Annotated in this window: 23 protein-coding genes and 1 pseudogene; 21 read left to right on the forward strand and 3 right to left on the reverse strand. The window is 45.1% G+C overall.

All coding sequences use genetic code 11. The features are described 5' to 3' along the window. Positions 1-30: 30 nt before the first annotated feature. The gene (locus tag ACERC5_RS01025) at positions 31-1,380 is read right to left on the reverse strand and encodes an aspartate kinase (RefSeq protein ID WP_373659941.1); all 1,350 of its coding nucleotides are present in this window, start codon (positions 1,378-1,380) and stop codon (positions 31-33) included. A gap of 173 nt (positions 1,381-1,553) precedes the next feature. On the opposite strand from ACERC5_RS01025, the gene ACERC5_RS01030 reads away from it, so the two are divergent. From ACERC5_RS01030 to ACERC5_RS01120, 19 genes and pseudogenes are all read left to right on the forward strand, one after another. After that, positions 1,554-2,342 (forward strand): enoyl-CoA hydratase, encoded by a 789-nt coding sequence (locus tag ACERC5_RS01030; protein ID WP_373659942.1) that lies wholly within the window; start codon positions 1,554-1,556, stop codon positions 2,340-2,342. Between the two features lie 92 nt (positions 2,343-2,434). Continuing rightward, a complete protein-coding gene (locus tag ACERC5_RS01035; protein ID WP_373658266.1) occupies positions 2,435-2,869 on the forward strand; it encodes a MarR family winged helix-turn-helix transcriptional regulator in 435 nt (144 codons plus the stop codon). Beyond that, on the forward strand, positions 2,869-3,846 hold the full coding sequence (locus tag ACERC5_RS01040) for a beta-ketoacyl-ACP synthase III (RefSeq protein ID WP_373658267.1): 978 nt from the start codon (positions 2,869-2,871) through the stop codon (positions 3,844-3,846). Before ACERC5_RS01035 ends, ACERC5_RS01040 begins: the two co-directional genes overlap by 1 nt. 59 nt (positions 3,847-3,905) lie before the next feature. Further along, a complete protein-coding gene (locus ACERC5_RS01045) occupies positions 3,906-4,127 on the forward strand; it encodes an acyl carrier protein (RefSeq protein WP_373658268.1) in 222 nt (73 codons plus the stop codon). Between the two features lie 188 nt (positions 4,128-4,315). Next, positions 4,316-5,281, forward strand: a complete 966-nt coding sequence (gene fabK, locus ACERC5_RS01050) for an enoyl-[acyl-carrier-protein] reductase FabK (protein ID WP_373658269.1) — start codon at positions 4,316-4,318, stop codon at positions 5,279-5,281. A 1-nt stretch (position 5,282) separates the two neighbouring features. Continuing rightward, on the forward strand, positions 5,283-6,212 hold the full coding sequence (gene fabD, locus ACERC5_RS01055; protein ID WP_373658270.1) for an ACP S-malonyltransferase: 930 nt from the start codon (positions 5,283-5,285) through the stop codon (positions 6,210-6,212). Positions 6,213-6,216: 4 nt separating this feature from the next. Further along, positions 6,217-6,951, forward strand: coding sequence for a 3-oxoacyl-[acyl-carrier-protein] reductase (gene fabG, locus ACERC5_RS01060; protein WP_373658271.1), 735 nt, complete (start codon positions 6,217-6,219; stop codon positions 6,949-6,951). A 232-nt stretch (positions 6,952-7,183) separates the two neighbouring features. Beyond that, positions 7,184-8,419: a beta-ketoacyl-ACP synthase II gene (gene fabF, locus ACERC5_RS01065; protein WP_373658272.1), complete on the forward strand. Its 1,236-nt coding sequence runs from the start codon at positions 7,184-7,186 to the stop codon at positions 8,417-8,419. Then, on the forward strand, positions 8,419-8,895 hold the full coding sequence (gene accB / locus ACERC5_RS01070) for an acetyl-CoA carboxylase biotin carboxyl carrier protein (RefSeq protein WP_373658273.1): 477 nt from the start codon (positions 8,419-8,421) through the stop codon (positions 8,893-8,895). The genes fabF and accB overlap by 1 nt, the downstream gene beginning before the upstream one ends. Then, positions 8,892-9,314, forward strand: a complete 423-nt coding sequence (gene fabZ, locus ACERC5_RS01075; RefSeq protein ID WP_373658275.1) for a 3-hydroxyacyl-ACP dehydratase FabZ — start codon at positions 8,892-8,894, stop codon at positions 9,312-9,314. Before accB ends, fabZ begins: the two co-directional genes overlap by 4 nt. A gap of 282 nt (positions 9,315-9,596) precedes the next feature. Continuing rightward, positions 9,597-10,967: an acetyl-CoA carboxylase biotin carboxylase subunit gene (gene accC / locus ACERC5_RS01080; RefSeq protein ID WP_373658276.1), complete on the forward strand. Its 1,371-nt coding sequence runs from the start codon at positions 9,597-9,599 to the stop codon at positions 10,965-10,967. Between the two features lie 220 nt (positions 10,968-11,187). Then, the gene (gene accD, locus ACERC5_RS01085; protein ID WP_373658277.1) at positions 11,188-12,054 is read left to right on the forward strand and encodes an acetyl-CoA carboxylase, carboxyltransferase subunit beta; all 867 of its coding nucleotides are present in this window, start codon (positions 11,188-11,190) and stop codon (positions 12,052-12,054) included. Then, positions 12,051-12,821, forward strand: coding sequence for an acetyl-CoA carboxylase carboxyl transferase subunit alpha (locus tag ACERC5_RS01090; RefSeq protein ID WP_373658278.1), 771 nt, complete (start codon positions 12,051-12,053; stop codon positions 12,819-12,821). Before accD ends, ACERC5_RS01090 begins: the two co-directional genes overlap by 4 nt. Before the next feature lie 376 nt (positions 12,822-13,197). Continuing rightward, positions 13,198-13,551, forward strand: a complete 354-nt coding sequence (locus ACERC5_RS01095) for a VOC family protein (protein WP_373658279.1) — start codon at positions 13,198-13,200, stop codon at positions 13,549-13,551. Between the two features lies 1 nt (position 13,552). After that, complete coding sequence (locus ACERC5_RS01100; RefSeq protein ID WP_373658280.1) at positions 13,553-14,143, forward strand: GNAT family N-acetyltransferase; 591 nt, start codon at positions 13,553-13,555, stop codon at positions 14,141-14,143. Positions 14,144-14,184: 41 nt separating this feature from the next. Beyond that, complete coding sequence (locus ACERC5_RS01105) at positions 14,185-14,439, forward strand: hypothetical protein (protein WP_373658281.1); 255 nt, start codon at positions 14,185-14,187, stop codon at positions 14,437-14,439. Next, positions 14,430-14,669 (forward strand): annotated as a pseudogene (locus ACERC5_RS01110) (VOC family protein); the annotation flags it as partial. The gene ACERC5_RS01105 and the pseudogene ACERC5_RS01110, both read left to right, overlap by 10 nt. Continuing rightward, positions 14,666-15,823, forward strand: a complete 1,158-nt coding sequence (locus tag ACERC5_RS01115) for a hypothetical protein (RefSeq protein WP_373658282.1) — start codon at positions 14,666-14,668, stop codon at positions 15,821-15,823. The pseudogene ACERC5_RS01110 and the gene ACERC5_RS01115, both read left to right, overlap by 4 nt. Positions 15,824-15,966: 143 nt before the next feature. Next, positions 15,967-18,618: a valine--tRNA ligase gene (locus ACERC5_RS01120; protein WP_373658283.1), complete on the forward strand. Its 2,652-nt coding sequence runs from the start codon at positions 15,967-15,969 to the stop codon at positions 18,616-18,618. Between the two features lie 113 nt (positions 18,619-18,731). On the opposite strand, the gene ACERC5_RS01125 is transcribed toward ACERC5_RS01120, so the two are convergent. Both ACERC5_RS01125 and dcm read right to left on the reverse strand, forming a co-directional pair. Continuing rightward, complete coding sequence (locus ACERC5_RS01125) at positions 18,732-19,649, reverse strand: hypothetical protein (RefSeq protein ID WP_373658284.1); 918 nt, start codon at positions 19,647-19,649, stop codon at positions 18,732-18,734. Positions 19,650-19,923: 274 nt separating this feature from the next. Further along, positions 19,924-21,186, reverse strand: coding sequence for a DNA (cytosine-5-)-methyltransferase (gene dcm, locus ACERC5_RS01130; RefSeq protein ID WP_373658322.1), 1,263 nt, complete (start codon positions 21,184-21,186; stop codon positions 19,924-19,926). Between the two features lie 105 nt (positions 21,187-21,291). Between dcm and ACERC5_RS01135 the strand changes: the two genes are divergently transcribed. Both ACERC5_RS01135 and ACERC5_RS01140 read left to right on the forward strand, forming a co-directional pair. Beyond that, positions 21,292-22,791, forward strand: a complete 1,500-nt coding sequence (locus ACERC5_RS01135; protein ID WP_373659943.1) for a MutH/Sau3AI family endonuclease — start codon at positions 21,292-21,294, stop codon at positions 22,789-22,791. Between the two features lie 89 nt (positions 22,792-22,880). Then, positions 22,881-23,219 carry an HIRAN domain-containing protein gene (locus tag ACERC5_RS01140; protein ID WP_373658286.1) on the forward strand — a complete coding sequence of 113 codons (339 nt, stop codon included), beginning with the start codon at positions 22,881-22,883 and terminating at the stop codon, positions 23,217-23,219. Positions 23,220-23,222 lie beyond the last annotated feature (3 nt).

Consider the following 23,222-nt stretch of genomic DNA (forward strand, 5'->3'; position numbering starts at 1 on the left):
GTATTAAAAATACGGTCACACAATCAATTTCTAGTTAAAAAATGCACGGTACAGCGCTCTGACTGCAGCTTTTTCATCGCTTGTTTTAACAACAAACATGACGGAAACCTCACTGGCACCTTGGGAAATCATCACCAAGTTAATCTCCTCTTTAGCTAAAGCAAAAGTAGCAGTGGCTGCAACGCCGACATGATTTTTCATATTTTCGCCAACAATCATAATAATCGACAAATCTCGTTCGATGTCAACATGATCAACTTCTAGTTTTCGCGTTAATTGATCAATGATTTCCTGCTCTTTAATTGGACTGAGTTCACGCTCACGCACAACAACGGATAAATCATCAATCCCTGTTGGCATATGTTCGAATCTGATATTCAAATCTTCAAGAATCTGAAGTACCTTCCGTCCAAATCCAACTTCTCGGTTCATCATGTATTTGGAAATATTGATGCTGACAAATTTATCATCCCCAGAGACCCCAACAACTGGCTGGTCTTTTTTGGGACTCTCCAAGACAATTGTTGTACCAGGATGATCAGGGTTGTTTGTATTTTTGATGACAATAGGGACTTTTCCACGATAGGCTGGAATGAGCGCTTCATCATGTAAAACAGAGAACCCACCGTAGGCCAGCTCGCGCATTTCCCGATAAGTTAACTCGGGAATGGAGTGTGGCTGGTCAACGACACCTGGGTGAGCAGCAAATATCCCATCAACATCAGTGAAGTTTTCGTAAATATCAGCCTTAACCCCTGCTGCAACAATGACGCCTGTAATATCAGACCCTCCTCGCGAGAAGGTACAGATTTGTCCGTCAACTGTAACACCAAAAAATCCAGGGATAACTAAAATTTCTTCAGAATCACGCAGTTTTTGCAAGGCATTATAGCTTGATGTTAGAAGTTGTGCGTTACCGGGTTCACCGGTGACGATAATGCCAGCTTCTTCTGGGTGAATATACTTAGCATCTAACCCTCTTTGTCTAAAGAAATAGGCAATCAATTTAGCATTGTTGTCTTCTCCAGCTGCCAAAAAAGTATCGTAAAGAAACTCGTTTCCTTCTTTCGGCAGAGTGGCTAGACTGGCGATGGCTAATGCGATGTCATCAAGAATTTTGTTAGACAAGCCAAGTTCATCAACCATGGCTTTATAGCGGTTGATGATCCAGTTTTGATCAGCCGTCACATCGTGATTAGCGGTATAATTTTTGTAGTATTTAATCAGGGCATCGGTCACTTTTGTGTCATCTGCCGAACGTTTGCCTGGTGCTGAGACAATGACGAAACGTCGTTCATTATCTGATTTAACAATGTTAAAAACTTTTTCTAGTTGCTGGGCAGAAGCAAGAGAGCTGCCACCAAATTTGGCTACTTTCATGAATGGTCCTATTCTTTCTAAAACTTTACCCTAGCATTATAGCAAAGACAATAAACTTTGTCAGTAGCTTTACAGTTTTTACTTGCATTTTCAGTTAAATCAGTTATAATAAAGTAAATCGTTTGATTATCAAATGATTTATCTATCTAACTATATAAGGGGATGATAAGGAGATGTTTGAAGAAATTATCTATGAGGTAGCAGATGGTGTTGCCACCCTGACCCTCAATCGCCCTCAAGTCTCTAATGGCTTTAATGTACCCATTTGCGAGGAGATTTTAGCAGCGATTGAGCTAGCCAATCATGATCAAGCTGTTAAGATTCTTCTGGTCAAGGGTGAGGGAAAGGTGTTCTCCGTTGGTGGGGACTTGGCCGAGATGCAACGGGCTGTGGATGCCGATGATGTGTCATCTTTAGTGAAAATAGCAGAGCTGGTTAACACGATTTCCTTTGTCTTGAAGCGTCTGCCAAAACCAGTGATTATGGCAGTTGATGGCCCAGTGGCTGGTGCAGCCTTTAACATGGTTGTCGCTGCAGATTTTTGCATCGCGACTGAACGAGCGAAGTTTATCCAAGCCTTTGTGAATGTTAATCTAGCACCAGATGCTGGAGGTATTTTCCTCTTGACCCGCTCTTTAGGGATCAACCGAGCCACCCAGCTGGCGATGACGGCAGAAGCTGTAACAGCTGAACGTGGTTTAGACTATGGTTTTGTTTATAAAACTTGCACGTCAGATAAGTTAGATAAAACGGTTACGAATCTTATCACAAAATTAAACAGAGCCTCTTTTCAATCCTATGCGGCAATCAAACAGATGATTTGGGCTAGCGAATTTGCAGGTTGGGAAGATTATTCTAAGTTAGAATTGAAATTGCAGTCAGACTTAGCTTACAAAGAAGATTTCAAAGAAGGCGTTCGAGCTTACACTGAAAAACGCCGCCCTCAATTTACAGGAAACTAGTGATGACATTTTTTTCTTGTCAAACAACTTTGGTTGTGATATAATTTGACCATCAAAGTTCTAGCTTTGATAAGATACAGTGGAGGTGTGGTGTGGACTACAATCAAATCAATAGTTACTTAGTAGATATTTTTAACCGTGTTTTGGTTGTAGAGGAGAACAGCCTGAGACAAAGTCAGTTTAAGGATGTTAGTTTAAAGGAGATGCACACCATTGACATTATTGGAACAAACAAGAATGTCACACCATCTGATATTGCAAAAGAGCTGCTCCTAACCCTAGGAACAGTTACCACCAGCCTTAATAAACTGGAAGCAAAAGGGTACATCACACGGACACGTTCGCTGACAGATCGTCGTGTGGTTTACATTAGCTTAACAAGCAAGGGACGCTTGCTGTATAGACTTCACCGTCAGTTCCACAAAAATATGGTGTTAAAGGTATTAGGCGATATGAGCGAGAGCGAGGTCCTAGCGCTTCAAAAAGGTCTAGCTAGCCTTCACCAGTTTCTGGAGGACTTGATGTGATGACCTATGCAAGAATTAGTCAGGTTGCTCACTACGTACCTAGTCAGGTGGTGACCAATGATGATCTCGCAGCAATCATGGATACCAGCGACGACTGGATTGCTAGTCGTACGGGTATTAGAGAGAGGCGGATCAGCCAGACAGAGGACACCAGTCAGTTAGCGACAGCCGTTGCTGAGCAACTGCTCCAAAAAGCAGGCTTGACGGCAGAAGAGCTTGATTTTATCATCATTGCGACCATTACGCCAGACAGCATGATGCCTTCAACAGCAGCTCTCGTTCAGGGAGCTCTTGGAGCTACGCGTGCATTTGCGTTTGATGTTGCGGCAGCTTGCTCAGGTTTCGTCTTTGCCTTATCAACCGCTGAAAAATTAATCCAGTCTGGTCTTTATCAAAAAGGTCTTGTCATTGGGGCGGAGGTCTTTTCTAAGATTTTGGACTGGTCTGATCGTAGCACCGCTGTGCTCTTTGGTGACGGTGCTGGCGGGGTCTTGCTGGAGGCCAGCGATCACCAGTATTTTCTGGCCGAGAGCCTCAATACCGACGGCACCCATGGACAAGCCTTGCAGTCAGGAAAGTCAGGTTTTTCATCGCCTTTTGCGGCAATGGCAGAGCAGGCTGATAGTCGGGTTCAGATGAACGGTCGAGCCATCTTTGATTTTGCTATCAAGACCGTATCAAAAAGCATCCGTCAACTGTTATCCGACAATGACTTATCGGCAGAGGCTGTCGATTACTACCTGCTTCATCAAGCCAACAGTCGCATCATTGACAAGATGGCTCAAAAAATTGGTGCTGATCTAGCTAAATTCCCAGCCAATATGATGAGCTATGGCAATACCAGTGCAGCGTCCATTCCTATCCTGCTCTCCGAGTGCGTCGCCGATGGGCGGATTCGTCTCGATGGTAGCCAAACCGTCCTCTTATCAGGCTTCGGTGGTGGCTTAACCTGGGGTAGTTTACTGATTACAATCTAGTTATCAATGGGTTAGCACCCGTTTATAAAAATATTTTTATCCAAAAAGGAGACCCTATCATGGCAGTATTTGAAAAAGTACAAGAAATTATCGTTGAAGAACTCGGCAAAGATGCTGAAGAAGTCACTCTCATGACAACCTTTGATGAGTTGGACGCTGACTCACTGGATGTGTTCCAAGTTATTTCAGAAATTGAAGATGCGTTTGACATCCAAATCGAAACAGAAGACGGTTTGAACACTGTTGGCGACTTGGTTGCTTACGTTGAAGGCAAAATTTAATTCGTTTCATAAAGAAGCTATCAATATCATTAAAATATAGAAGTTAAGGCTAAATGCTTAGCCTTACTTCTTACCTGAATAGTTTGATAGAAAAAATATTTTTTTTATCAAACTTGCTAGGTAAGCAAGAGAAACCTGTCTTGTTTTCCTAGCAGGTTTGCTAAGTTGTAAAAAGGATAAGAACTAAAATGAACACACGTATTACAACATTATTAAACATCAAATACCCTATTTTCCAAGGGGGGATGGCATGGGTGGCAGATGGTGATTTGGCTGGTGCTGTCTCAAATGCTGGTGGTCTGGGCATCATCGGTGGGGGCAACGCTCCAAAAGAGGTTGTTCGTGCCAATATCCAGAAGGTCAAGTCTATTACGGATAAGCCATTTGGGGTCAATATCATGCTCCTATCGCCTTTTGCGGATGACATCGTGGACTTGGTCATCGAAGAGGGTGTCAAGGTCGTGACGACAGGTGCGGGAAATCCTGGTAAGTACATGGAACGCTTGCATGCAGCAGGGGTTATCGTCATTCCAGTGGTACCGTCCGTTGCCCTTGCTAAGCGCATGGAAAAACTGGGTGTGGATGCTGTCATTGCCGAAGGCATGGAAGCAGGAGGCCACATTGGTAAGTTGACGACCATGACCTTGGTGCGTCAGGTTGTCGAAGCGGTGACGATTCCTGTCATTGCAGCAGGTGGTATTGCAGATGGTCACGGTGCGGCGGCAGCCTTTATGCTGGGGGCAGAGGCGGTGCAGGTAGGGACACGCTTTGTTGTGGCGATAGAGTCCAATGCCCACCAAAACTTCAAAGATAAGGTCTTGAAAGCTAAGGACATTGATACGGTGGTGTCGGCTTCTGTTGTCGGGCACCCTGTCCGTGCTATTAAAAATAAGCTGGCGACAGCTTACAGTCAGGCTGAGAAAGATTTCTTAGCGGGTAAAAAGACAGCTGAAGAAATTGAAGAGCTGGGAGCTGGTGCCCTTCGCAATGCGGTGGTTGACGGGGATGTTGACCATGGCTCTGTCATGGCAGGTCAGATTGCAGGGCTCATCAGTAAGGAAGAGACTTGTGAAGAGATTTTGAAGGATATTTACTACGGTGCGGCTGCAGTGATCAAGGAAGAAGCAACGCGTTGGGCAAGTATTGGAGAATAAGATGACAAAAACAGCTTTTTTGTTTGCAGGGCAAGGGGCGCAGTGTCTAGGGATGGCACGGGACTTGTACGAGACCTATCCAATTGTCCGAGAGACCTATGAAGCAGCTAGCCGTGTCTTGGGCTATGATGTGAGGGACCTTATCGATACCGATAAGGTCAAGCTCAATCAGACCCGCTATACCCAGCCAGCCATGCTGGTGACTTCTGTGGCGATTTTCCGTCTCTTGCAGGAGCAGGGATTGGTGGCTGACATGATGGCAGGTCTGTCCTTGGGCGAATACTCAGCCCTTGTGGCAGCAGGCTATCTAGATTTTGAGGAAGCAGTCGCCCTCATCGCCAAGCGTGGGGAGTATATGGAAACAGCAGCTCCTGCTGGATCAGGCAAGATGGTGGCCGTCCTGAATACGGATGTCGCTGTCATTGAGAAGGCCTGTCAAGCAGTCGCTCACTTGGGTGTGGTCAGTCCTGCCAACTACAACACGCCAGCACAGATTATCATCGGTGGTGAGGTAGATGCGGTGGATGCGGCGGTAGAGCTTCTTAAAGAGGAAGGCGTCAAACGCCTGATACCACTGAATGTCTCTGGTCCTTTTCACACGGCACTCCTCAAGCCGGCGTCGGACAAGCTAGCACTTGCTCTAAAAGAAGTGGCCTTTCATGAGGGAACTTGTCCTGTCGTGGGCAATACCGAGGCGGCTATTATGGCGACTACGGACATTCCAAGTCTGTTGACTCGTCAGGTCATGGAGCCTGTACGGTTTTACGAGTCGATTGCTACCATGCAGGCAGCTGGGGTGACCAATTTTATTGAGATTGGTCCGGGCAATGTCTTGTCTGGCTTTATCAAAAAAATGGACAAGACATTAGCTTGTCAATCAATTGAAACATTAACTGATTTAGAAAAATTATTAGAAAATATTGGAGGATAATACTTTGAAATTACAAGGGAAAAATGTGTTTATTACTGGTTCAACACGTGGTATTGGATTGGCTACTGCTCATAAATTTGCCAGTCTGGGTGCCAATGTCGTAATCAACGGTCGTGGGGAGATTCCAGCAGAAACGCTGGCTGCCTTTGAGCCCTACGGTGTCAAGGTGGTGAGCATTTCGGGAGACATTTCCAGTCAAGCGCAGGCCAAGCAAATGGTTGATAGAGCCATCGAAGAGCTGGGAAGTGTGGATATTCTGGTCAACAATGCCGGCATTACCAAGGATGGTCTGGCCATGCGGATGACGGAAGAAGACTTTGACAGCGTCCTCAAAATCAACCTAACAGGGGCCTTCAACATGACTCAAGCTGTCCTAAAACCTATGACAAGGGCACGTGAGGGGGCGATTATCAACCTCTCGAGCGTGGTTGGTCTCGTGGGCAATGCAGGGCAGGCTAATTATGCAGCGTCTAAGGCAGGATTGATTGGCTTGACCAAGTCCATCGCACGGGAAGTGGCAAGTCGCAATGTGCGGGTCAATGCCATTGCCCCAGGCTTTATCGAGTCGGATATGACAGCTGTGTTGGCAGATAAGATTAAAGAGGCGATGCTGGGACAAGTCCCGATGAAACGCTTTGGACAGGCGGATGAAGTGGCTGATGCGGCAGTCTTTCTGGCTAGTCAAGACTACCTCACCGGTCAAGTGATTGCCATTGATGGCGGCTTGACCATGCAATGAGAGAACAGTTGAGTAGGGGTGTAAAAGCTGATGACATCAGCTAAACAGCCCTGATGATTGTGGCGAGCCTTGCTCGCTCTATCCACAACCTCAAACAGCCATCTTCAGGCTGTTTGAGTTGTGCAACTCACGATTTCTCGCCTTCAAGGCGCAAACATCCTGAAGCACTCAGCCACTGCGTCTCGTTAATGTGACAGTTGTAAAAATCGTACAGTTCAAAAAGGAGAACACCATGACAAAAAACAATCGTGTCGTCGTTACAGGATACGGTATTACTTCCCCAATCGGGAACACGCCAGAAGAATTTTGGAACAGCCTATACACAGGCAAGGTCGGTATTGGCAAGATTAGCAAGTTTGATACGAGCGAATACAGTGTCCATAATGCCGCGGAAATCAAGGATTTCCCTTTTGACAAATACTTTACGAAAAAAGACACCAATCGCTACGATGACTACTCGCTCTATGCTCTCTATGCGGCAGAAGAAGCAGTCACCAATGCAGGCTTGACGCCAGACACGTTAGATAGAGACCGCTTTGGAGTGATTTTGTCGACCGGTATCGGTGGGATTTTGGAAATCGAGCAACAAGTGGAGCGAATGAACACCAAGGGTCCCAAGCGGATTCGCCCGATGGCTCTGCCAAAAGCCCTGCCAAACATGGCAGCAGGAAATATCGCCATGCGATTTGGTGCCAATGGGGTCTGCAAGTGTGTGATTACGGCCTGTGCATCGTCCAATGATGCCTTGGGGGATGCTTTTCGTGAAATTAAATTCGGCTTCCAAGATGTCATGCTGGCTGGTGGTTCAGAAGCAGCCATTACGCCATTTGCCATCGGTGGTTTCCAGGCCTTGACCGCTATGTCCACGACCGAAGACCCGCTTCGCGCGTCGATTCCTTTTGACAAGGACCGAAATGGCTTTGTCATGGGTGAAGGTGCAGGTGTTCTGGTCTTGGAAAGTCTGGAACATGCCCAAAAACGTGGGGCTACAATCTTGGCGGAAATCGTGGGTTATGGCAATACCTGCGATGCCCACCACATGACCTCGCCGAATCCAGAAGGTTTGGGGGCTATTAAAGCTATGAAGTTGGCGCTTGCAGAAGCAGGCATCGAGCCAGCAGATGTGGACTACATCAACGCCCACGGGACTTCTACTCCTGCCAATGAGAAGGGCGAGAGCGGCGCGATCGTTTCTGTCTTTGGAACCAATACGCCTGTGTCCTCAACCAAGTCCTTTACAGGTCATTTGTTGGGAGCTGCGGGTGCGGTGGAAGCTATCGCTGTTATCGAAGCGATGAAACATGCCCATGCGCCGAAAACGGCTGGTACGACAGAAGTATCTGACTACATTGAGGCGGATGTCATCTATGGACAAGGTCGAGATATGGCTATTCGCTATGCCATTTCCAATACCTTTGGCTTTGGTGGTCACAATGCAGTCATTGCATTTAAGAAATGGGAGGGCTAATGGAATTAGCAGCAATTAAAGACTTAATGGCACAGTTTGACAGCTCAAGTCTCCGTGAATTTTCTTATAAAAATGGCAGCGATGAGCTTGCCTTTAGTAAAAATGAAGGCAGCGCTTTGGCTGTGGCACCAGCTGCTCAGCCTACGGTGGCGAATGCTGCCCCCCAAGCGCAAACGCCAGTCGTTCCCCTAGATGAGCCTGCGACTGCTAGCTCTGCCATTGTCCCAACAGCACAAGCCGAAGGGGAAGTGGTGGAGAGCCCGCTCGTCGGTGTGGCCTACCTGTCGCCCGCTCCAGACAAGCCAGCCTTTGTGGCCGTCGGGGACAGTGTGAAGAAGGGACAGACCCTGATGATCATCGAGGCCATGAAGGTGATGAATGAAGTGCCAGCTCCACGTGATGGGGTTGTCACAGAGATCTTGGTGGCCAATGAAGCGGTCATCGAATTTGGACAAGGATTGGTGCGCATCAAATGATGGATATAAACCAGATTAAAGAGGCGCTGCCTCACCGCTACCCGATGCTCTTGGTGGATCGGGTGCTGGAGATGACAAACGATACGATTGTCGCATTGAAAAACGTGACCATCAATGAACCCTTTTTCAATGGGCATTTTCCCCAATATCCAGTCATGCCGGGTGTCCTCATCATGGAAGCCTTGGCGCAGACCGCAGGTGTTTTGGAGTTGTCCAAGCCTGAAAACAAGGGCAAGTTGGTCTTTTATGCGGGCATGGACAAGGTCAAATTCAAAAAACAAGTCGTTCCTGGAGATCAGCTCGTCATGACAGCGACCTTTGTCAAACGCCGTGGCACGATTGCAGTCGTTGAAGCCAAAGCCGAAGTCGATGGCAAGCTGGCAGCGAGCGGGACGCTGACCTTTGCGATTGGGGCTTAAACAGTCCAGTGGACTGTTTAAGGTTCGAGCCTGAAAATCAGAAAGCGAGAATACAGAAATCGCTAACGCAGAGCGTTCGATGTTGTTGTCCTATCCCCGCAAGACTTCCAGAGTCAGTTAAGTGACTCTGGAAGGTTCGAGTCTGAAAATCGGAAAAGGAGCAGGTTGGTCACAAGCCTAGCGAAGTGAACGACCCAACAGCTACTGCGATAGAAAAGTTTTCATTGGAATCGTTTAGTTAAGGGAAATCCCTTTGCGAAACTGCCATAAAGAGAGAAAAGTATGTTCAAAAAAATCTTAATCGCCAACCGTGGCGAAATTGCGGTACGGATTATTCGTGCAGCGAGAGAATTGGGAATTGAAACGGTGGCGATTTATTCGCAGGCGGATAAAGACGCCCTTCATGTGCTCTTGGCAGATGAGGCGATTTGTGTCGGACCTGCCAAATCGATCGACTCCTATCTGAATATCAATGCAGTGTTATCTGCTGCAGTTGTGACAGGTGCAGAAGCCATTCACCCCGGGTTTGGATTTTTAAGTGAAAATTCCAAGTTTGCGACCATGTGTGAAGAGGTAGGCATTCAGTTTATTGGTCCATCTGGTGCCGTCATGGATACCATGGGGGATAAGATCAATGCCCGTTCCGAGATGATCAAGGCTGGTGTTCCTGTCATTCCTGGTTCAGATGGAGAGGTCTTCTCTGCTGAGGAGGCGCTAGCCATTGCGGAGAAAATCGGCTATCCAGTCATGCTCAAGGCGTCAGCTGGTGGTGGCGGCAAAGGGATTCGTAAGGTCGAAAAGGCTCAAGATCTTGTTCCTGCCTTTGAGTCAGCCTCGTCAGAAGCCAAGGCAGCGTTTGGCAATGGTGCCATGTATTTGGAGAAAGTGGTCTATCCAGCTCGTCACATTGAGGTTCAAATCCTCGCAGACAAGCAAGGGCAGGTGATTCACTTGGGCGAGCGGGACTGTTCGCTCCAGCGAAACAATCAGAAAGTCCTTGAAGAAGCGCCGTCTATTGCGATTGGACAAACCATGCGCCACAAGATTGGGCAGGCAGCAGTGCGTGCAGCTCAGTCCGTTGGTTATGAAAATGCAGGAACGATCGAGTTTCTCTTAGACGAAGCTAAGGGTGAGTTTTACTTCATGGAGATGAATACCCGTGTCCAAGTCGAGCACCCCGTGACGGAATTTGTGACAGGTGTAGACATCGTCAAGGAGCAAATCCGCATCGCAGCAGGACTGCCGTTATCGGTGACCCAAGAGGAGGTCGCCATCACAGGTCATGCCATTGAATGCCGTATCAATGCTGAAAATCCAGCCTTCAACTTTGCACCGAGCCCTGGTAAGATTCGCAATCTCTACCTGCCCAGTGGTGGTGTGGGCTTGCGGGTTGACTCAGCTGTTTACCCCGGCTATACCATTCCGCCTTACTATGACAGCATGATTGCCAAGGTCATCGTGCATGGGGCCAATCGGTTTGAAGCTCTGATGAAGATGCAGCGGGCCCTCTATGAGCTGGAGATTGAAGGGGTTGTGACCAATACAGACTTTCAGCTGGACTTGATTGCGGACAAGCGAGTAGTGGCAGGGGATTATGACACCGCCTACTTGATGGAAGAATTTTTACCGCATTACCAAGCCACTCATGACTAAAATAGGAAGATACACACGAGAAGAGAGTGGGACAAAAATCGGTAATTTCGAAGAAATTCGATCTTTTCGTCCCACCTCCGCACAGTTGACTAGGACTGTAAAAGCTGATTTATCAGCGAGTTAGAGGCCAGTCAACCACTGCGTCTTGTACAATAAACAATATAGTGTTAAGAGGCCAGGACTTTTGTCTCGACTGCCTCTCTGCTAAAAAGGAGGAAGAATGGCTTTATTTTCACGAAAAGAAAAATATATCCGTATCAACCCCAATCGCTTTGCCCGAGAAGTCCGTCCACAGGTCAAGCCTGAGGTGCCAGACGAACTCTTTTCCAAGTGCCCTGCCTGCAAGCAGACCATTTATCAGAAGGATTTAGGGCTAGAAAAGACTTGTCCATCTTGTCAGTATAACTTTCGGATTACAGCGCACGATCGCTTGACCCTGACAGTGGATGAGGGGAGTTTTGAGGAACTGTTTACAGGGATTGAGACCAAGAATCCTTTGGACTTCCCTCACTATATGGAAAAATTACAGGCAACCCGTGAAAAGACTGGTCTGGATGAGGCAGTGATGACAGGGACCGCTATGATTGAGGGACAGAAAGTGGCACTGGGAATCATGGATTCTCACTTTATCATGGCGTCCATGGGGACGGTCGTGGGTGAGAAAATTACCCGTCTGTTTGAGCATGCGACGCAAGAATGCTTACCAGTCGTCCTCTTTACGGCTTCTGGAGGAGCTAGAATGCAAGAGGGGATTATGTCCCTCATGCAGATGGCCAAGATTTCAGCTGCTGTCAAACGCCATTCCAATGCAGGGCTCTTTTACCTGACGATTCTAACAGATCCGACCACAGGTGGGGTCACAGCCAGCTTTGCCATGGAAGGGGACATCATCTTAGCCGAACCGCAGACCTTGATTGGCTTTGCAGGACGGCGTGTCATTGAAAGTACTGTACGGGAAACGCTACCCGATGATTTCCAAAAGGCAGAGTTTCTCTTGGAGCATGGTTTTGTCGATGCGATCGTCAAGCGGCAGCACCTGCGTGAGACCATCGGTCGCTTAATTAGTCTACATGGAGGTGTGCGATGAGTGACATCGGAAACATCATCAAGCAGGCCAGAGACCAAGCTCGCTTGACCGCTCTGGATTACGCTGAGCTCTTGCTGGATGATTTTATGGAGCTGCATGGTGATCGGCATTTCAGAGATGATGGGGCGATTGTTGGAGGTGTCGGTCGATTGGCAGGTCAGCCTGTGACCTTGATTGGTATCCAAAAAGGAAGAAACCTTCAGGACAATCTGGACCGTAATTTTGGCCAACCTAGTCCAGAGGGTTACCGCAAGGCCCTGCGTCTTATGAAGCAGGCGGAGAAATTTGGTCGCCCTGTTATTACCTTTATCAATACTGCGGGCGCTTATCCAGGTGTCGGAGCAGAAGAGCGTGGACAGGGAGAAGCTATTGCCCGCAATCTCATGGAGATGAGTGACCTAAAAGTGCCGATTATCGCCATCATCATCGGTGAGGGTGGATCTGGTGGAGCTTTGGCTCTAGCAGTGGCGGACAAGGTTTGGATGCTGGAGCATTCTATGTATGCGGTGCTTTCGCCAGAAGGCTTTGCTTCTATTCTCTGGAAAGATGGCAGCCGTGCCATGGAGGCGGCTGAGCTTATGAAAATCACCTCTTATGAGCTGCTCAAGCTGGATGTCGTGGATAAGGTTATCCCCGAATATGGGCAATTTACAAATGAAGTTGTCGCTACACTGAAAAGTGAATTGATTAAGGAACTTGACCACTTACGCCAACTGCCGTTAGAAGAGTTATTAGAAGCCCGTTACCAACGGTTTAGAAAATATTGATTTTTTGGGCAATAGGTGTTGCTATTCTGTTAAAAAGATGATAGAATTAACCCATCAGAGGTGTTTTGAGAAAACAACTGTACAGAAAGTGGTGAGGCTGAGAAATCCGCGAGTTGGTCAAAACTGGTTGCTGATGTCTAAAACTGAACAAACAAAGTTGCGGGTACAAGCCCGAATTTGGGTGGTACCGCGGAAATCGTAACAGAACTTCGTCCCTATCTAGCGCAAGCTGGATGGGGATTTTCCATATCTCTTAGTGAGTGCCAGTTGCATAGCAACTGAGCAGAGTTTAGAGATATGGATGCAGTTTGAACGGAGTGAAAACTGTAAACTGATGAATTTGGAACCGATATTAATCTAGAAAAGGAGAATTGTGATGGATTTAAATCAATTAGATATTGTTGTCAGTCATGTTAGTCAATCTAGTGAACAGTTGGAGAGATTGCTTGGTCTTGTAGCAGATTATAAAGATGAGCATTTTGCTCAGTTCACTGTCGGTAGCCATTGTCTGATGCTATCGGATAAAGCGATTATCCCATTGGAGCAGTTCCAATCTGGTATTATTCTGCACATTCAAATAGAAGATGTAGATGTGAAATATCAGGCCCTTCAAGAATCGGGAGAGATGATTCTGAATCCACCAACGAGGACTGACTGGGGGACATATTCCCTAATTGTTCAAGGTCCTGAAGGTATTGTCCTAGATTTCTATCAACTCCAGGAGAACTAACATGAGCAACAATCACAATACTGAAGAAAAAATCAGTCTGCCGAATCTTGAGACTGACCGACTTTACCTGCGAGAACGCACCGTTGCAGATGCAGAAGCGGTGTTCGAATATGCTAGCTTACCAGAGGTCTCCTGGCCAGCAGGTTTTCCACCTGTCAAAACAGTTGAAGATGAAGTGTATTACTTAGAGCATGTTCTGACGAAACGTAATGCAGACCATCATTTGCCATCGGGCTATGGGATTTGCCTCAAAGGGACAGATAAGGTTATCGGCTCTGTTGATTTTAACCTGCGCCATGCGGATGATGTCCTAGAAATGGGCTATACTCTACATCCGGATTTTTGGCAAAAAGGCCTTATGACCGAAGCTTGTCACGCTTTTTTGGAAGCCGGATTTACACTTCTCAAGCTTCATAAGATTGAAATTGCGTGTTATGATCACAACCAAGCTAGTCGAAAATTGGCTGAAAAGCTTGGTTTTACCTTAGAAGCAACCATCCGTGACCGTAAGGATGCCCAAGGGAATCGCTGTGCTAGCCTCCGCTATGGCTTGCTGAAGAGTGAGTGGGAGAAAAATGTGCCATTGAACTAAACTTAGAGTATCAAACTTAGTTTGGGAAGGAGGAAGTCCTGATGAATGAATTGCAGTTCCTGATTTATACTGCTGAACAGTTGCAGGAGACCGTCCAGGTCATTATTCGTGGAGAGACGATTTGGGTCAGTCCAAAAGAGATGAGTCGGCTGTTTGGTATGGGAGTGCCTGCTATTAACAAGCATCTCAAGCATATTTTTGAAGAAGGTGAGCTGGATGAGCAGGCAACTATTTCCAAAATGGAAATAGTTCAAACTGAAGGCAATCGAGAGGTTCTGCGTCAGCTGATTTTCTAGATGCAGGCTATCACCGCTGCCGAACAGGGCTGAATCACCTAGCCTTCTACGGTGGCAGTCGTGAGCAGATTGACCAACTCAGGCAGGATTTGATGACCAGAGGAGTCAAACTCCTCTACGATGACCGCTACCCCTACGCAGGAGGAGACAGTCACTACGCCCTCTACTGTGAAGACCCTGATGGAGTCAAAGTGGAGGTGGTGGGGGAAGGAGGAAAAGAAGAAAAATGAGAAGAACAAAACTAGCAATTATTTCAATTCTCGCTTTTATAATCTTTCTTATTTTACTACCATTGCTAGCAGAAATGAATATCATGGGGGTGTTGTTTAAATATTTAAAGCTATATTTTTCATCAGATAGCAACAAAGATTATTTTGAAGTTGTCTTATCAGCAATTGCAATTTTTACAACCTTTATTCTATTTGATTGGCAAAATACAATAGAATCACATAATAAACAGCTCGAACGAAAAGAAGAGAAAGAGAAACAAGAGAAACTATACTTAGAACAGCGAGAACGAGAACGTGCATTTTTACGACCGTTATTTTTGGCGGAGTTACAAGGAAAAAATTCAGCAATTAGATTATTCATTAGGGAAAGTGCCCCCCTTACTAACATTACAATTTACTATCAAAACATAGCAAACGAAAATTTCCAAGAGAAATTTGTTGGGAATGCTGTTTCTGGAGATTGTATTTTTAGATTCGATTCGGATAAACTTGAGTCAGCAATCATTGAGTGTAGAACTTACCTAGATGAAAATATTTATTTTCAATATCACGTTGGAAACAATTTGCTTCACTACAGAATAGTTGATGGAGAAGATTTAAATTATATCAGGGAGATACTAAAAAGACGTATTTTAAATGATAGTATTGAAAATAACTTGAGTCATATGATAGAAATATATAATATTCAATTGCAACATTCAGTCTATGAATCACTTTTTTTCAATAAATTTATAGATTTTTTCTCAAGTCACACGCAATATTGGATAACGTCAAAAGAAGATAAACTGTTTAAATTATCTGTGATACTTGGAGAAAATAATATTGAAACCTCCTTGAGTCGTTCCATTGGTTTAGATAGTAAAGAAGACTATGCCCAAACTCCAGAGATATTTTTTGAATTATTGGAGGTAATAAATAAGTATTTAAAAGATTGCTGGTATACGAGTTGTGAGGAAGCTGAACAAGAGCGAGACTATTTCATAAGCAATATAAGAAACTACCAGGGAACAGAAATAGGAAGCTATATTGAGCGATTTGAAAATGAAATGATTAATCGCGAACTGATGACTCAATACATAGATGATTTAATAATGTATTTGCAAAACAGTAAAAAATGGTTGATTTTCCTCTTAGGTGTGTTGAAGTCTATTTAAAAAGGTATGTGTCTATTTCTAAAGAAAGATTGGGATATCCAAATGAAATTGAACATGTTAAAGAACAAATTAGGAATGACTTGAGAAAAGTGTTTAGTAAATATATTTAAAAAAAGGCAATGAATAAAAGAAAGGACCACCCCATGTCAAAAGAATTATCACCAAAATACAATCCAGCTGAGGTAGAGGCTGGTCGCTACGCTAAATGGCTTGAGGCCGATGTCTTCGCACCGTCTGGTGACGAGACAGCCAAGCCCTATTCTATCGTGATTCCACCGCCAAACGTGACGGGTAAATTGCACCTTGGGCACGCTTGGGACACGACCTTGCAGGACATCATTATCCGCCAGAAGCGCATGCAGGGCTATGATGCCCTCTGGCTACCTGGCATGGACCACGCAGGGATTGCCACCCAAGCCAAGGTGGAGGAGCGCCTGCGGGAGCAGGGCATTTCGCGCTATGCCCTCGGTCGTGAGAAGTTTTTAGAAAAGGTCTGGGAGTGGAAGGAAGAGTACGCCACCACTATCCGCGAGCAGTGGGGCAAGCTGGGCTTGTCCTTGGACTACCAGCGTGACCGCTTTACGCTGGACGAGGGCTTGTCAAAAGCCGTGCGCAAGGTCTTTGTCGACCTCTACAAGAAAGGCCTCATCTACCGCGGTGAGTTCATCATCAACTGGGACCCAGCCGCTCGTACCGCCCTATCCGATATCGAGGTGATTCACAAGGACGTGGAGGGAGCCTTCTACCACATGACCTATATGCTGGAAGATGGCTCGCGCGGTCTAGAAGTAGCGACCACACGACCAGAAACCATGTTTGGTGATGTGGCAGTTGCTGTCAACCCAGAAGACCCACGCTACAGGGACTTGATTGGCAAAAACGTTATTTTACCAATCATCAACAAAGCAATTCCAATCGTGGCTGACGAGCATGCCGATCCAGAATTCGGAACAGGTGTGGTCAAAATCACGCCAGCCCATGACCCGAATGACTTCCTCGTTGGGCAACGCCATGATTTGCCACAAGTCAATGTCATGAACGATGATGGCACCATGAACGAATTGGCGGCGGAATTTGCTGGCATGGATCGCTTTGAAGCCCGCAAGGCAGTCGTTGCCAAACTAGAAGAGCTTGGTAGCTTGGTCAAAATCGAAAAACGGGTGCACTCCGTAGGACATTCTGAGCGTTCAGGTGCTGTCGTTGAACCACGCCTGTCCACCCAATGGTTTGTCAAGATGGACGAGCTGGCCAAACGGGCGATTAGCAACCAAGAGACTGACGATAAGGTTGATTTCTACCCCCCACGCTTTAATGATACCTTCCTCCAATGGATGGAAAATGTCCATGACTGGGTGATTTCACGCCAGCTTTGGTGGGGTCACCAGATTCCTGCTTGGTACAATGAAGCTGGTGAGATGTATGTTGGCGAAGAAGCCCCAGCAGGTGAGGGCTGGGTGCAGGACGAGGACGTGCTGGACACTTGGTTTAGCTCTGCCCTTTGGCCATTCTCCACGATGGGCTGGCCAGATACGGACAGTCATGACTTTAACCGATACTTCCCAACCTCAACCCTTGTTACAGGCTACGACATCATCTTCTTCTGGGTGTCTCGCATGATTTTCCAATCGCTGGAATTTACTGACCGCCGCCCATTCAAGAATGTCCTCATCCACGGTCTCATCCGTGACGAGCAGGGGCGTAAGATGTCCAAGTCTTTGGGCAACGGGATTGATCCAATGGATGTTATCGACCAGTACGGTGCAGACGCCCTGCGTTGGTTCCTTTCAAACGGCTCTGCCCCAGGTCAAGATGTTCGCTTCAGCTACGAGAAGATGGATGCTTCTTGGAACTTCATCAACAAAATCTGGAACATTTCCCGCTATATCCTCATGAATCGTGAGGGGTTGACCCTTGAGGAGGCACGTGCCAATGTGCAGAAGGTCGCTAAGAGCCAAGCTGGCAACGTGACCGACCGCTGGATTCTCCACAACCTCAATGAGACCATTGCCAAAGTCACAGACACCTTTGAGAAGTTTGAGTTCGGTATCGCTGGACACCATCTCTACAACTTCATCTGGGAAGACTTTGCCAACTGGTATGTCGAGCTGACTAAGGAGGTCCTCTACAGCGACGATGAGGCAGAAAAAGCCATCACCCGCTCCGTCCTCCTCTACACCCTTGACGCCATTTTACGCCTGCTCCATCCGATTATGCCGTTTGTGACCGAGGAGATTTTTGGGCAGCTTTCTGATAGCAGTATCGTGGTAGCCGCTTATCCAGTGGTGGATGCTTCTTTTGCCAATAGCAGAGCTGCGACAGAGGTCGAGAGCCTGAAAGATCTGATTCGTGCGGTTCGTAACGCCCGTGCTGAGGTCAATGTCGCCCCAAGCAAGCCGATTACCCTCCTGATTAAGACCGCAGACAGCGAGCTAGAAGCCTTCTTTAAAGCCAATATCAACTACATCACCCGCTTCACCAACCCAGAGAAGCTGGAGATTGGCGCAGCTATTGCTGCTCCAGAGCTTGCCATGTCAGCCGTCATCACAGGCGCTGAAATCTTCCTGCCGCTAGCAGACCTTCTCAATGTCGAAGAAGAGCTAGACCGCCTCCACAAAGAGCTCGCCAAATGGCAGAAAGAACTGGACATGGTGACCAAGAAACTCGCTAACGAGAAATTCATCGCCAACGCCAAACCAGACATCGTCCAAAAAGAACAAGACAAACAAACCGACTACCAAACCAAATACGATGCCACCAAAGCACGCATTGCAGAAATGGAGAAGTTGGTGAAGTAAGCAGATAAAACTGTATTTCAATAACCGATAAACCCCAGCAGATTGTTGGGGTTTTTGGTATGAAAATAAGTACAGAAAATTTCTGTACTTAAAGCACTATTCTAAAAATTTTATTACTTGGTTAGTTCATCAAGTTCGTCATCGGACAGGATACTACGATTGGTAAACTGAGTAATATTTGTATAAAAGCTATCAAACTGTCTGGGATTTTTGGATAGTTCATCTTGAGCAAATTGTTTGTACTTACTCTTTGAATCTATATACTGATTCTTTATTAGCTCTTTCTCTAAGTAACGATTTGGTACCGGTTTAGCATTACCATTCTTATGATATCCAAAAGTTCCTGCAAGTTTTTCTTTATAAGGGACAAAAATGATTGTTCGGATAAATTTAATAACTTGAAAGTGATAACGTTTTGTAATGAGTACTTTTGGAAGAAGGAGTAAGGGTTGATTATCAGCACCAAGAATATAAGGAGATTCAAGGTTTTCCCACGATTCAGAGTCACTATTCCAATATTCTCTGAAGTTATAGTTCTTTGTAGAAATTGGAATGCCATGAATTCTAGCTTGTTCTAGAGTATATTCGACAATTTCTTTTTTTAGTAGGCTAACTAATAAATCAGAGGTTCTATCTTCGGCAAATTTTGGTGAAAGGATTGATAAAGCGGTCAGGGTAAGTAAATTTTTTCTGCTGTTATCATCTGCTTTAGCAACAAGCTCAAAGAACTTTAATAGCATTTCTTGAGATGCGCCCTTACCCAAAGATTTTCCTTTAGATAAACCAAGATGAATGTAGTTACATTCTTGAGAATGACTGAATAATTCTTTTAATTTAGCTTGGTTATTTTGTTGGTAGAGTTTAAATGCTGTTCTAAAAAAATGTGCAACTTTTTGGTGAGCTTTACCAAAAATAGGATGCAAGTTGTTAGAGTAAAGTTTTGTAGGGTCTATAAATAGCCTAGTATCTGTTGTGGTATCTAGATTTAAAAAATCAATTTCATGATGTTTGAGATTAATAATTTTATTCATTCATTTTCCTTTTCATTTTAATTATGGAAAAAGAATTAGTTGAGTTAGTTTACTTTTTTATCAAAAATTGATATAGTTTTACAGTAGGTTTTAGAATAGTGCAGTACTTAAGTTGCCTTCTCTTCTAATTCTTAATGAAAGCTGGTAGGTTGCCGCCTATCAGCTTTTTCCATATGTTAATTATATCAAAAGTAGTGCAAAACTACAACAAAAAACACAACATATAGTGTCTCTTGTTCCGTGGGACACCATATGTTGTTTTTTTATGTTTTTATTAAATACTCTTGATATATTCGCCAATTTTTTTCACGATAGCTGTGACCAGAGCGTTACCCATAAAGAACATTCTCATTTTATCAGAGACGTCAACAATAGTTCCGTCAGAGAGTTTCTTCTTGGAGGTCCAGTTGTCTGGGAAGTCTTGGAGGCGTTCGGCTTCAACGGGTGTTAAGAGTCGATACTTGTCATTGACATAGAGCAGATGAGTGGAACGATTGACAGTTCCCTCAGATGTTAGCATGGTTCGGCCAGGTAAATTCAAGTCATCATAGGGAGACATTCCTCCTTCGGAGTAGGTGTAGGTGTGGCCATCAGCCGAGGTGCGCTCGATTTTCTTAGGTCCTCTGAGGTACTGGAATTTTTCCAGTTTTTCAGGTGAGGTCAGGAAGTATTTTTGAGGAACTTCTGACTCGTCTTGGAGAATTTGACCAAGCGTAATCGGTTGACCGTCAAAATTTGGTTCGGTATCAATCGAGTAGTATCTTCCGTGTCGCATGACGCCTGTGTTCCAAACAGTACCTGTGAAGTTATCTGAAACCTCAACGATATCATTGGTCAACTCATAGTAAACTTGACGATGTTTAACAGGTGTTTGCTTGATTGGAAATTGGGTGGCAAAGAGGCCTGTTTGATAGATGTAATCGTCATAGCGTTTTTCGTCAAAAACTTGGTCGTTTTGCTCGAATTCTTGGTCTAGTTTTTTTGCAAAAGCCGTATCGTTACGATAGACAAAGAAAAAGACTCGACGGCGGCGCTGGCTGCGGCCGTATTCGGCAGCATTGATGACCCGCCATTCAACAGAATAGCCAAGATTGTTAAAGGCTGCCAGCATAATGGCAAAGTCACGACCTCTTTGTTTGGACGGGGCTTTTAGCAGGCGGTCAACATTTTCCAAAATCAGGTATTTAGGTTGAATAATGCGGGTCGCTCGGATAATCTCCCAGAAGAGGACCCCTTTTTTACCTTCAATCCCTTGCTCGTTCTTCTTGCTTCTAGCAACAGAATAGTCTTGACAAGGGAAGCCACCGACAATCATATCCGCATCCATCATAGCGAGTTCTTCGTCGGTAATATCAGAAATGCTGATGTTTAAGTTTTTGCTATCTGGGAAGCGGTAGTCGTAGACTTCAAAAGCGTCTTGAGACTTGCGTGAAGGCTCCCATTGATTGGCCCATTTGGTTTGGAAAAAATCCTTGTCTGCCTGTTCAAGCCCTATACGGAACCCTCCCACGCCAGCGAATAATTCAAGTACGTTCATCATATCCTCAATCTATAGGTTTATTTCTTTATTATACCGCATTTTTTGCATTCGATCAACTATTTAATTTGCTATAATGGAAATATAGAGTAGCAGGAGAAGTGTATGGTTAGTTATCAAACGAAAGAGCAGATCCACAACAGAGCTTTAGAAGCTGTTGGGAAGACAATGGCAGAGCTGATGGCCAATATGCCCGAGAAAAAATCTGGCAAGAAGTCCCAAGTAGGAGATGCTTGGGAATCTTGGTTTGGGGTGGATAAAAATAGCATTGCTGGAGCAGATTTGTATGAAGCTGGCGTAGAGCTAAAGGCCACGCCCGTCAAAATTCTCAAAAACGGTACCTATTCAGCTAAGGAGCGATTGGTATTAAATATTATCAACTACATTGAAGAATACGACAAGGTATTTGAAACCTCCTCATTTTGGTTGAAAAACCAGTTTATGGAACTTGGGTTTTACCTGCATGACAAAGAATTACCTTGGACAGATTGGCAAATCTTAAAGGCTGCTCTCTTTCAGTTTCCTGAAAATGACCTGGAAATCATCAAACAGGACTGGGAGAAAATTCATGATTATATTAAGTCGGGTCGAGCACATGAATTATCAGAAGGGTTGACCCTCTACTTGGGTGCTTGTACAAAAGGTGCCAATAGCAAATCTGTTCGAGACCAACATCCGAATCTAAATGCTCCCAAAGCCATGCAAAGGGCCTATTCTTTGAAAAGCAACTATATGACCTATATTTTAAGGGAATTTATTTTTGGTGGCCGAGAAGATGACAATATTCGCTTAAAACCCTTTGAAAATGAGGTTCAGGAGCGTCAAGTAAGGTATCAGAGCGGTCATCGTCTTATTGAGGATGTTTCCATTTTACAAAATATCCGCTTGGAAGACTATATTATTCATCAACTTGCCCCTTACAAAAACAAATCGGTCGAAGAGCTAGCAAATCTGTTTGACATTCCAAAGCAGAGTAATGGGAGCTATCCTAAGTCGATTAATGCCCTCTTGATTAATCGGATGTTGGGGTTGGACAAGAATCTTGACGAAACGGAAGAATTTTTCAAGGCCAATATTACGGTTAAGACCATACGAGTAACTAATAAGCAGACCATTAAAGAAAGTATGAGTTTTCCTGCTTTTAAATTTAAAGAGTTGGTTGAAGAGGAATGGGAAGGATCGACTCTTCGAGATATTTTTGATGCCACGAAATTTTTCTTTGCTATTTTTCAAGAGAATCAGGATGGAATCTATTATTTCAAAGGGGCAACATTTTGGACCATGCCCATTGCTGATTTAGACGGTGTCGTTAAGGCTGCTTGGCAGGAAACGGTTGATACCTTAAAGCATGGTGTTCAGTTGATTTATCAAAATGGGCGTGTGACAAATAATCTCATTTCAAAATCAGAGGGAAGAACAATCCACATTCGTCCACATGCTCAAAAAGCATCTTATGTTGCTAATAATCCTAACTCTGATCAGTTACCGGTTCCTGCTCGCTGGACTAATAAACCGGAGGCCTTTTCTAGTGACTACATGACCAAGCAATGTTTTTGGTTAAATAATGACTATGTCTTGGCACAAATTTCAGATTTGCTGGATTAGTAAACAGTTGGTATTATTCATAATTAAATAGCAAGCCTATACCTTTTCTGCTATAATATTAATAAAAACGACTACAAAGGAGAAACATCATGACATTTACAGGCTACGAACCAAGTCGCAATGTGGAGGATTTTCATTTAGCAGCCTTTGCCTACTATGATGGCTTAGAGGTTGTAGACCAGCTAAAGCCAGGGACTTATTTGGATTTGTTGGCGGAGCCGACCAATCCTTATGACTCAGAAGCGGTAGCGATTTTTTACAAGGGCAAAAAGCTCGGCTATGTGCCTAAAGACCGTAATACCTTAATCAGTCGTATGATGTTCTACGGTCACGGTGAGATTTTAGAAGCGCGTATCCAGATGGTTGATTTGACCGTTCATCCCGAGCGTCAACTGCGTGTGGTGGTGAAATTTAAGGATAATCGGTAAGCA

This window comes from Streptococcus sp. E24BD (assembly GCF_041807825.1).
Classification (GTDB): domain Bacteria; phylum Bacillota; class Bacilli; order Lactobacillales; family Streptococcaceae; genus Streptococcus; species Streptococcus entericus.

Bases quoted from the DNA above. Each gene is read 5' to 3' on its own strand.
- ACERC5_RS01100 (WP_373658280.1), top strand. From the start codon at position 13,553: ATGAGCAACAATCACAATACTGAAGAAAAAATCAGTCTGCCGAATCTT.
- ACERC5_RS01125 (WP_373658284.1), bottom strand. From the start codon at position 19,649: ATGAATAAAATTATTAATCTCAAACATCATGAAATTGATTTTTTAAAT.
- ACERC5_RS01135 (WP_373659943.1), top strand. From the start codon at position 21,292: ATGGTTAGTTATCAAACGAAAGAGCAGATCCACAACAGAGCTTTAGAA.
- fabF (WP_373658272.1), top strand. From the start codon at position 7,184: ATGACAAAAAACAATCGTGTCGTCGTTACAGGATACGGTATTACTTCC.
- ACERC5_RS01105 (WP_373658281.1), top strand. From the start codon at position 14,185: ATGAATGAATTGCAGTTCCTGATTTATACTGCTGAACAGTTGCAGGAG.
- ACERC5_RS01045 (WP_373658268.1), top strand. From the start codon at position 3,906: ATGGCAGTATTTGAAAAAGTACAAGAAATTATCGTTGAAGAACTCGGC.
- fabD (WP_373658270.1), top strand. From the start codon at position 5,283: ATGACAAAAACAGCTTTTTTGTTTGCAGGGCAAGGGGCGCAGTGTCTA.
- fabZ (WP_373658275.1), top strand. From the start codon at position 8,892: ATGATGGATATAAACCAGATTAAAGAGGCGCTGCCTCACCGCTACCCG.
- dcm (WP_373658322.1), bottom strand. From the start codon at position 21,186: ATGAACGTACTTGAATTATTCGCTGGCGTGGGAGGGTTCCGTATAGGG.
- ACERC5_RS01140 (WP_373658286.1), top strand. From the start codon at position 22,881: ATGACATTTACAGGCTACGAACCAAGTCGCAATGTGGAGGATTTTCAT.
- ACERC5_RS01090 (WP_373658278.1), top strand. From the start codon at position 12,051: ATGAGTGACATCGGAAACATCATCAAGCAGGCCAGAGACCAAGCTCGC.
- accB (WP_373658273.1), top strand. From the start codon at position 8,419: ATGGAATTAGCAGCAATTAAAGACTTAATGGCACAGTTTGACAGCTCA.
- ACERC5_RS01030 (WP_373659942.1), top strand. From the start codon at position 1,554: ATGTTTGAAGAAATTATCTATGAGGTAGCAGATGGTGTTGCCACCCTG.
- ACERC5_RS01040 (WP_373658267.1), top strand. From the start codon at position 2,869: ATGACCTATGCAAGAATTAGTCAGGTTGCTCACTACGTACCTAGTCAG.
- ACERC5_RS01095 (WP_373658279.1), top strand. From the start codon at position 13,198: ATGGATTTAAATCAATTAGATATTGTTGTCAGTCATGTTAGTCAATCT.
- accC (WP_373658276.1), top strand. From the start codon at position 9,597: ATGTTCAAAAAAATCTTAATCGCCAACCGTGGCGAAATTGCGGTACGG.
- ACERC5_RS01115 (WP_373658282.1), top strand. From the start codon at position 14,666: ATGAGAAGAACAAAACTAGCAATTATTTCAATTCTCGCTTTTATAATC.
- ACERC5_RS01025 (WP_373659941.1), bottom strand. From the start codon at position 1,380: ATGAAAGTAGCCAAATTTGGTGGCAGCTCTCTTGCTTCTGCCCAGCAA.
- ACERC5_RS01120 (WP_373658283.1), top strand. From the start codon at position 15,967: ATGTCAAAAGAATTATCACCAAAATACAATCCAGCTGAGGTAGAGGCT.
- accD (WP_373658277.1), top strand. From the start codon at position 11,188: ATGGCTTTATTTTCACGAAAAGAAAAATATATCCGTATCAACCCCAAT.
- fabK (WP_373658269.1), top strand. From the start codon at position 4,316: ATGAACACACGTATTACAACATTATTAAACATCAAATACCCTATTTTC.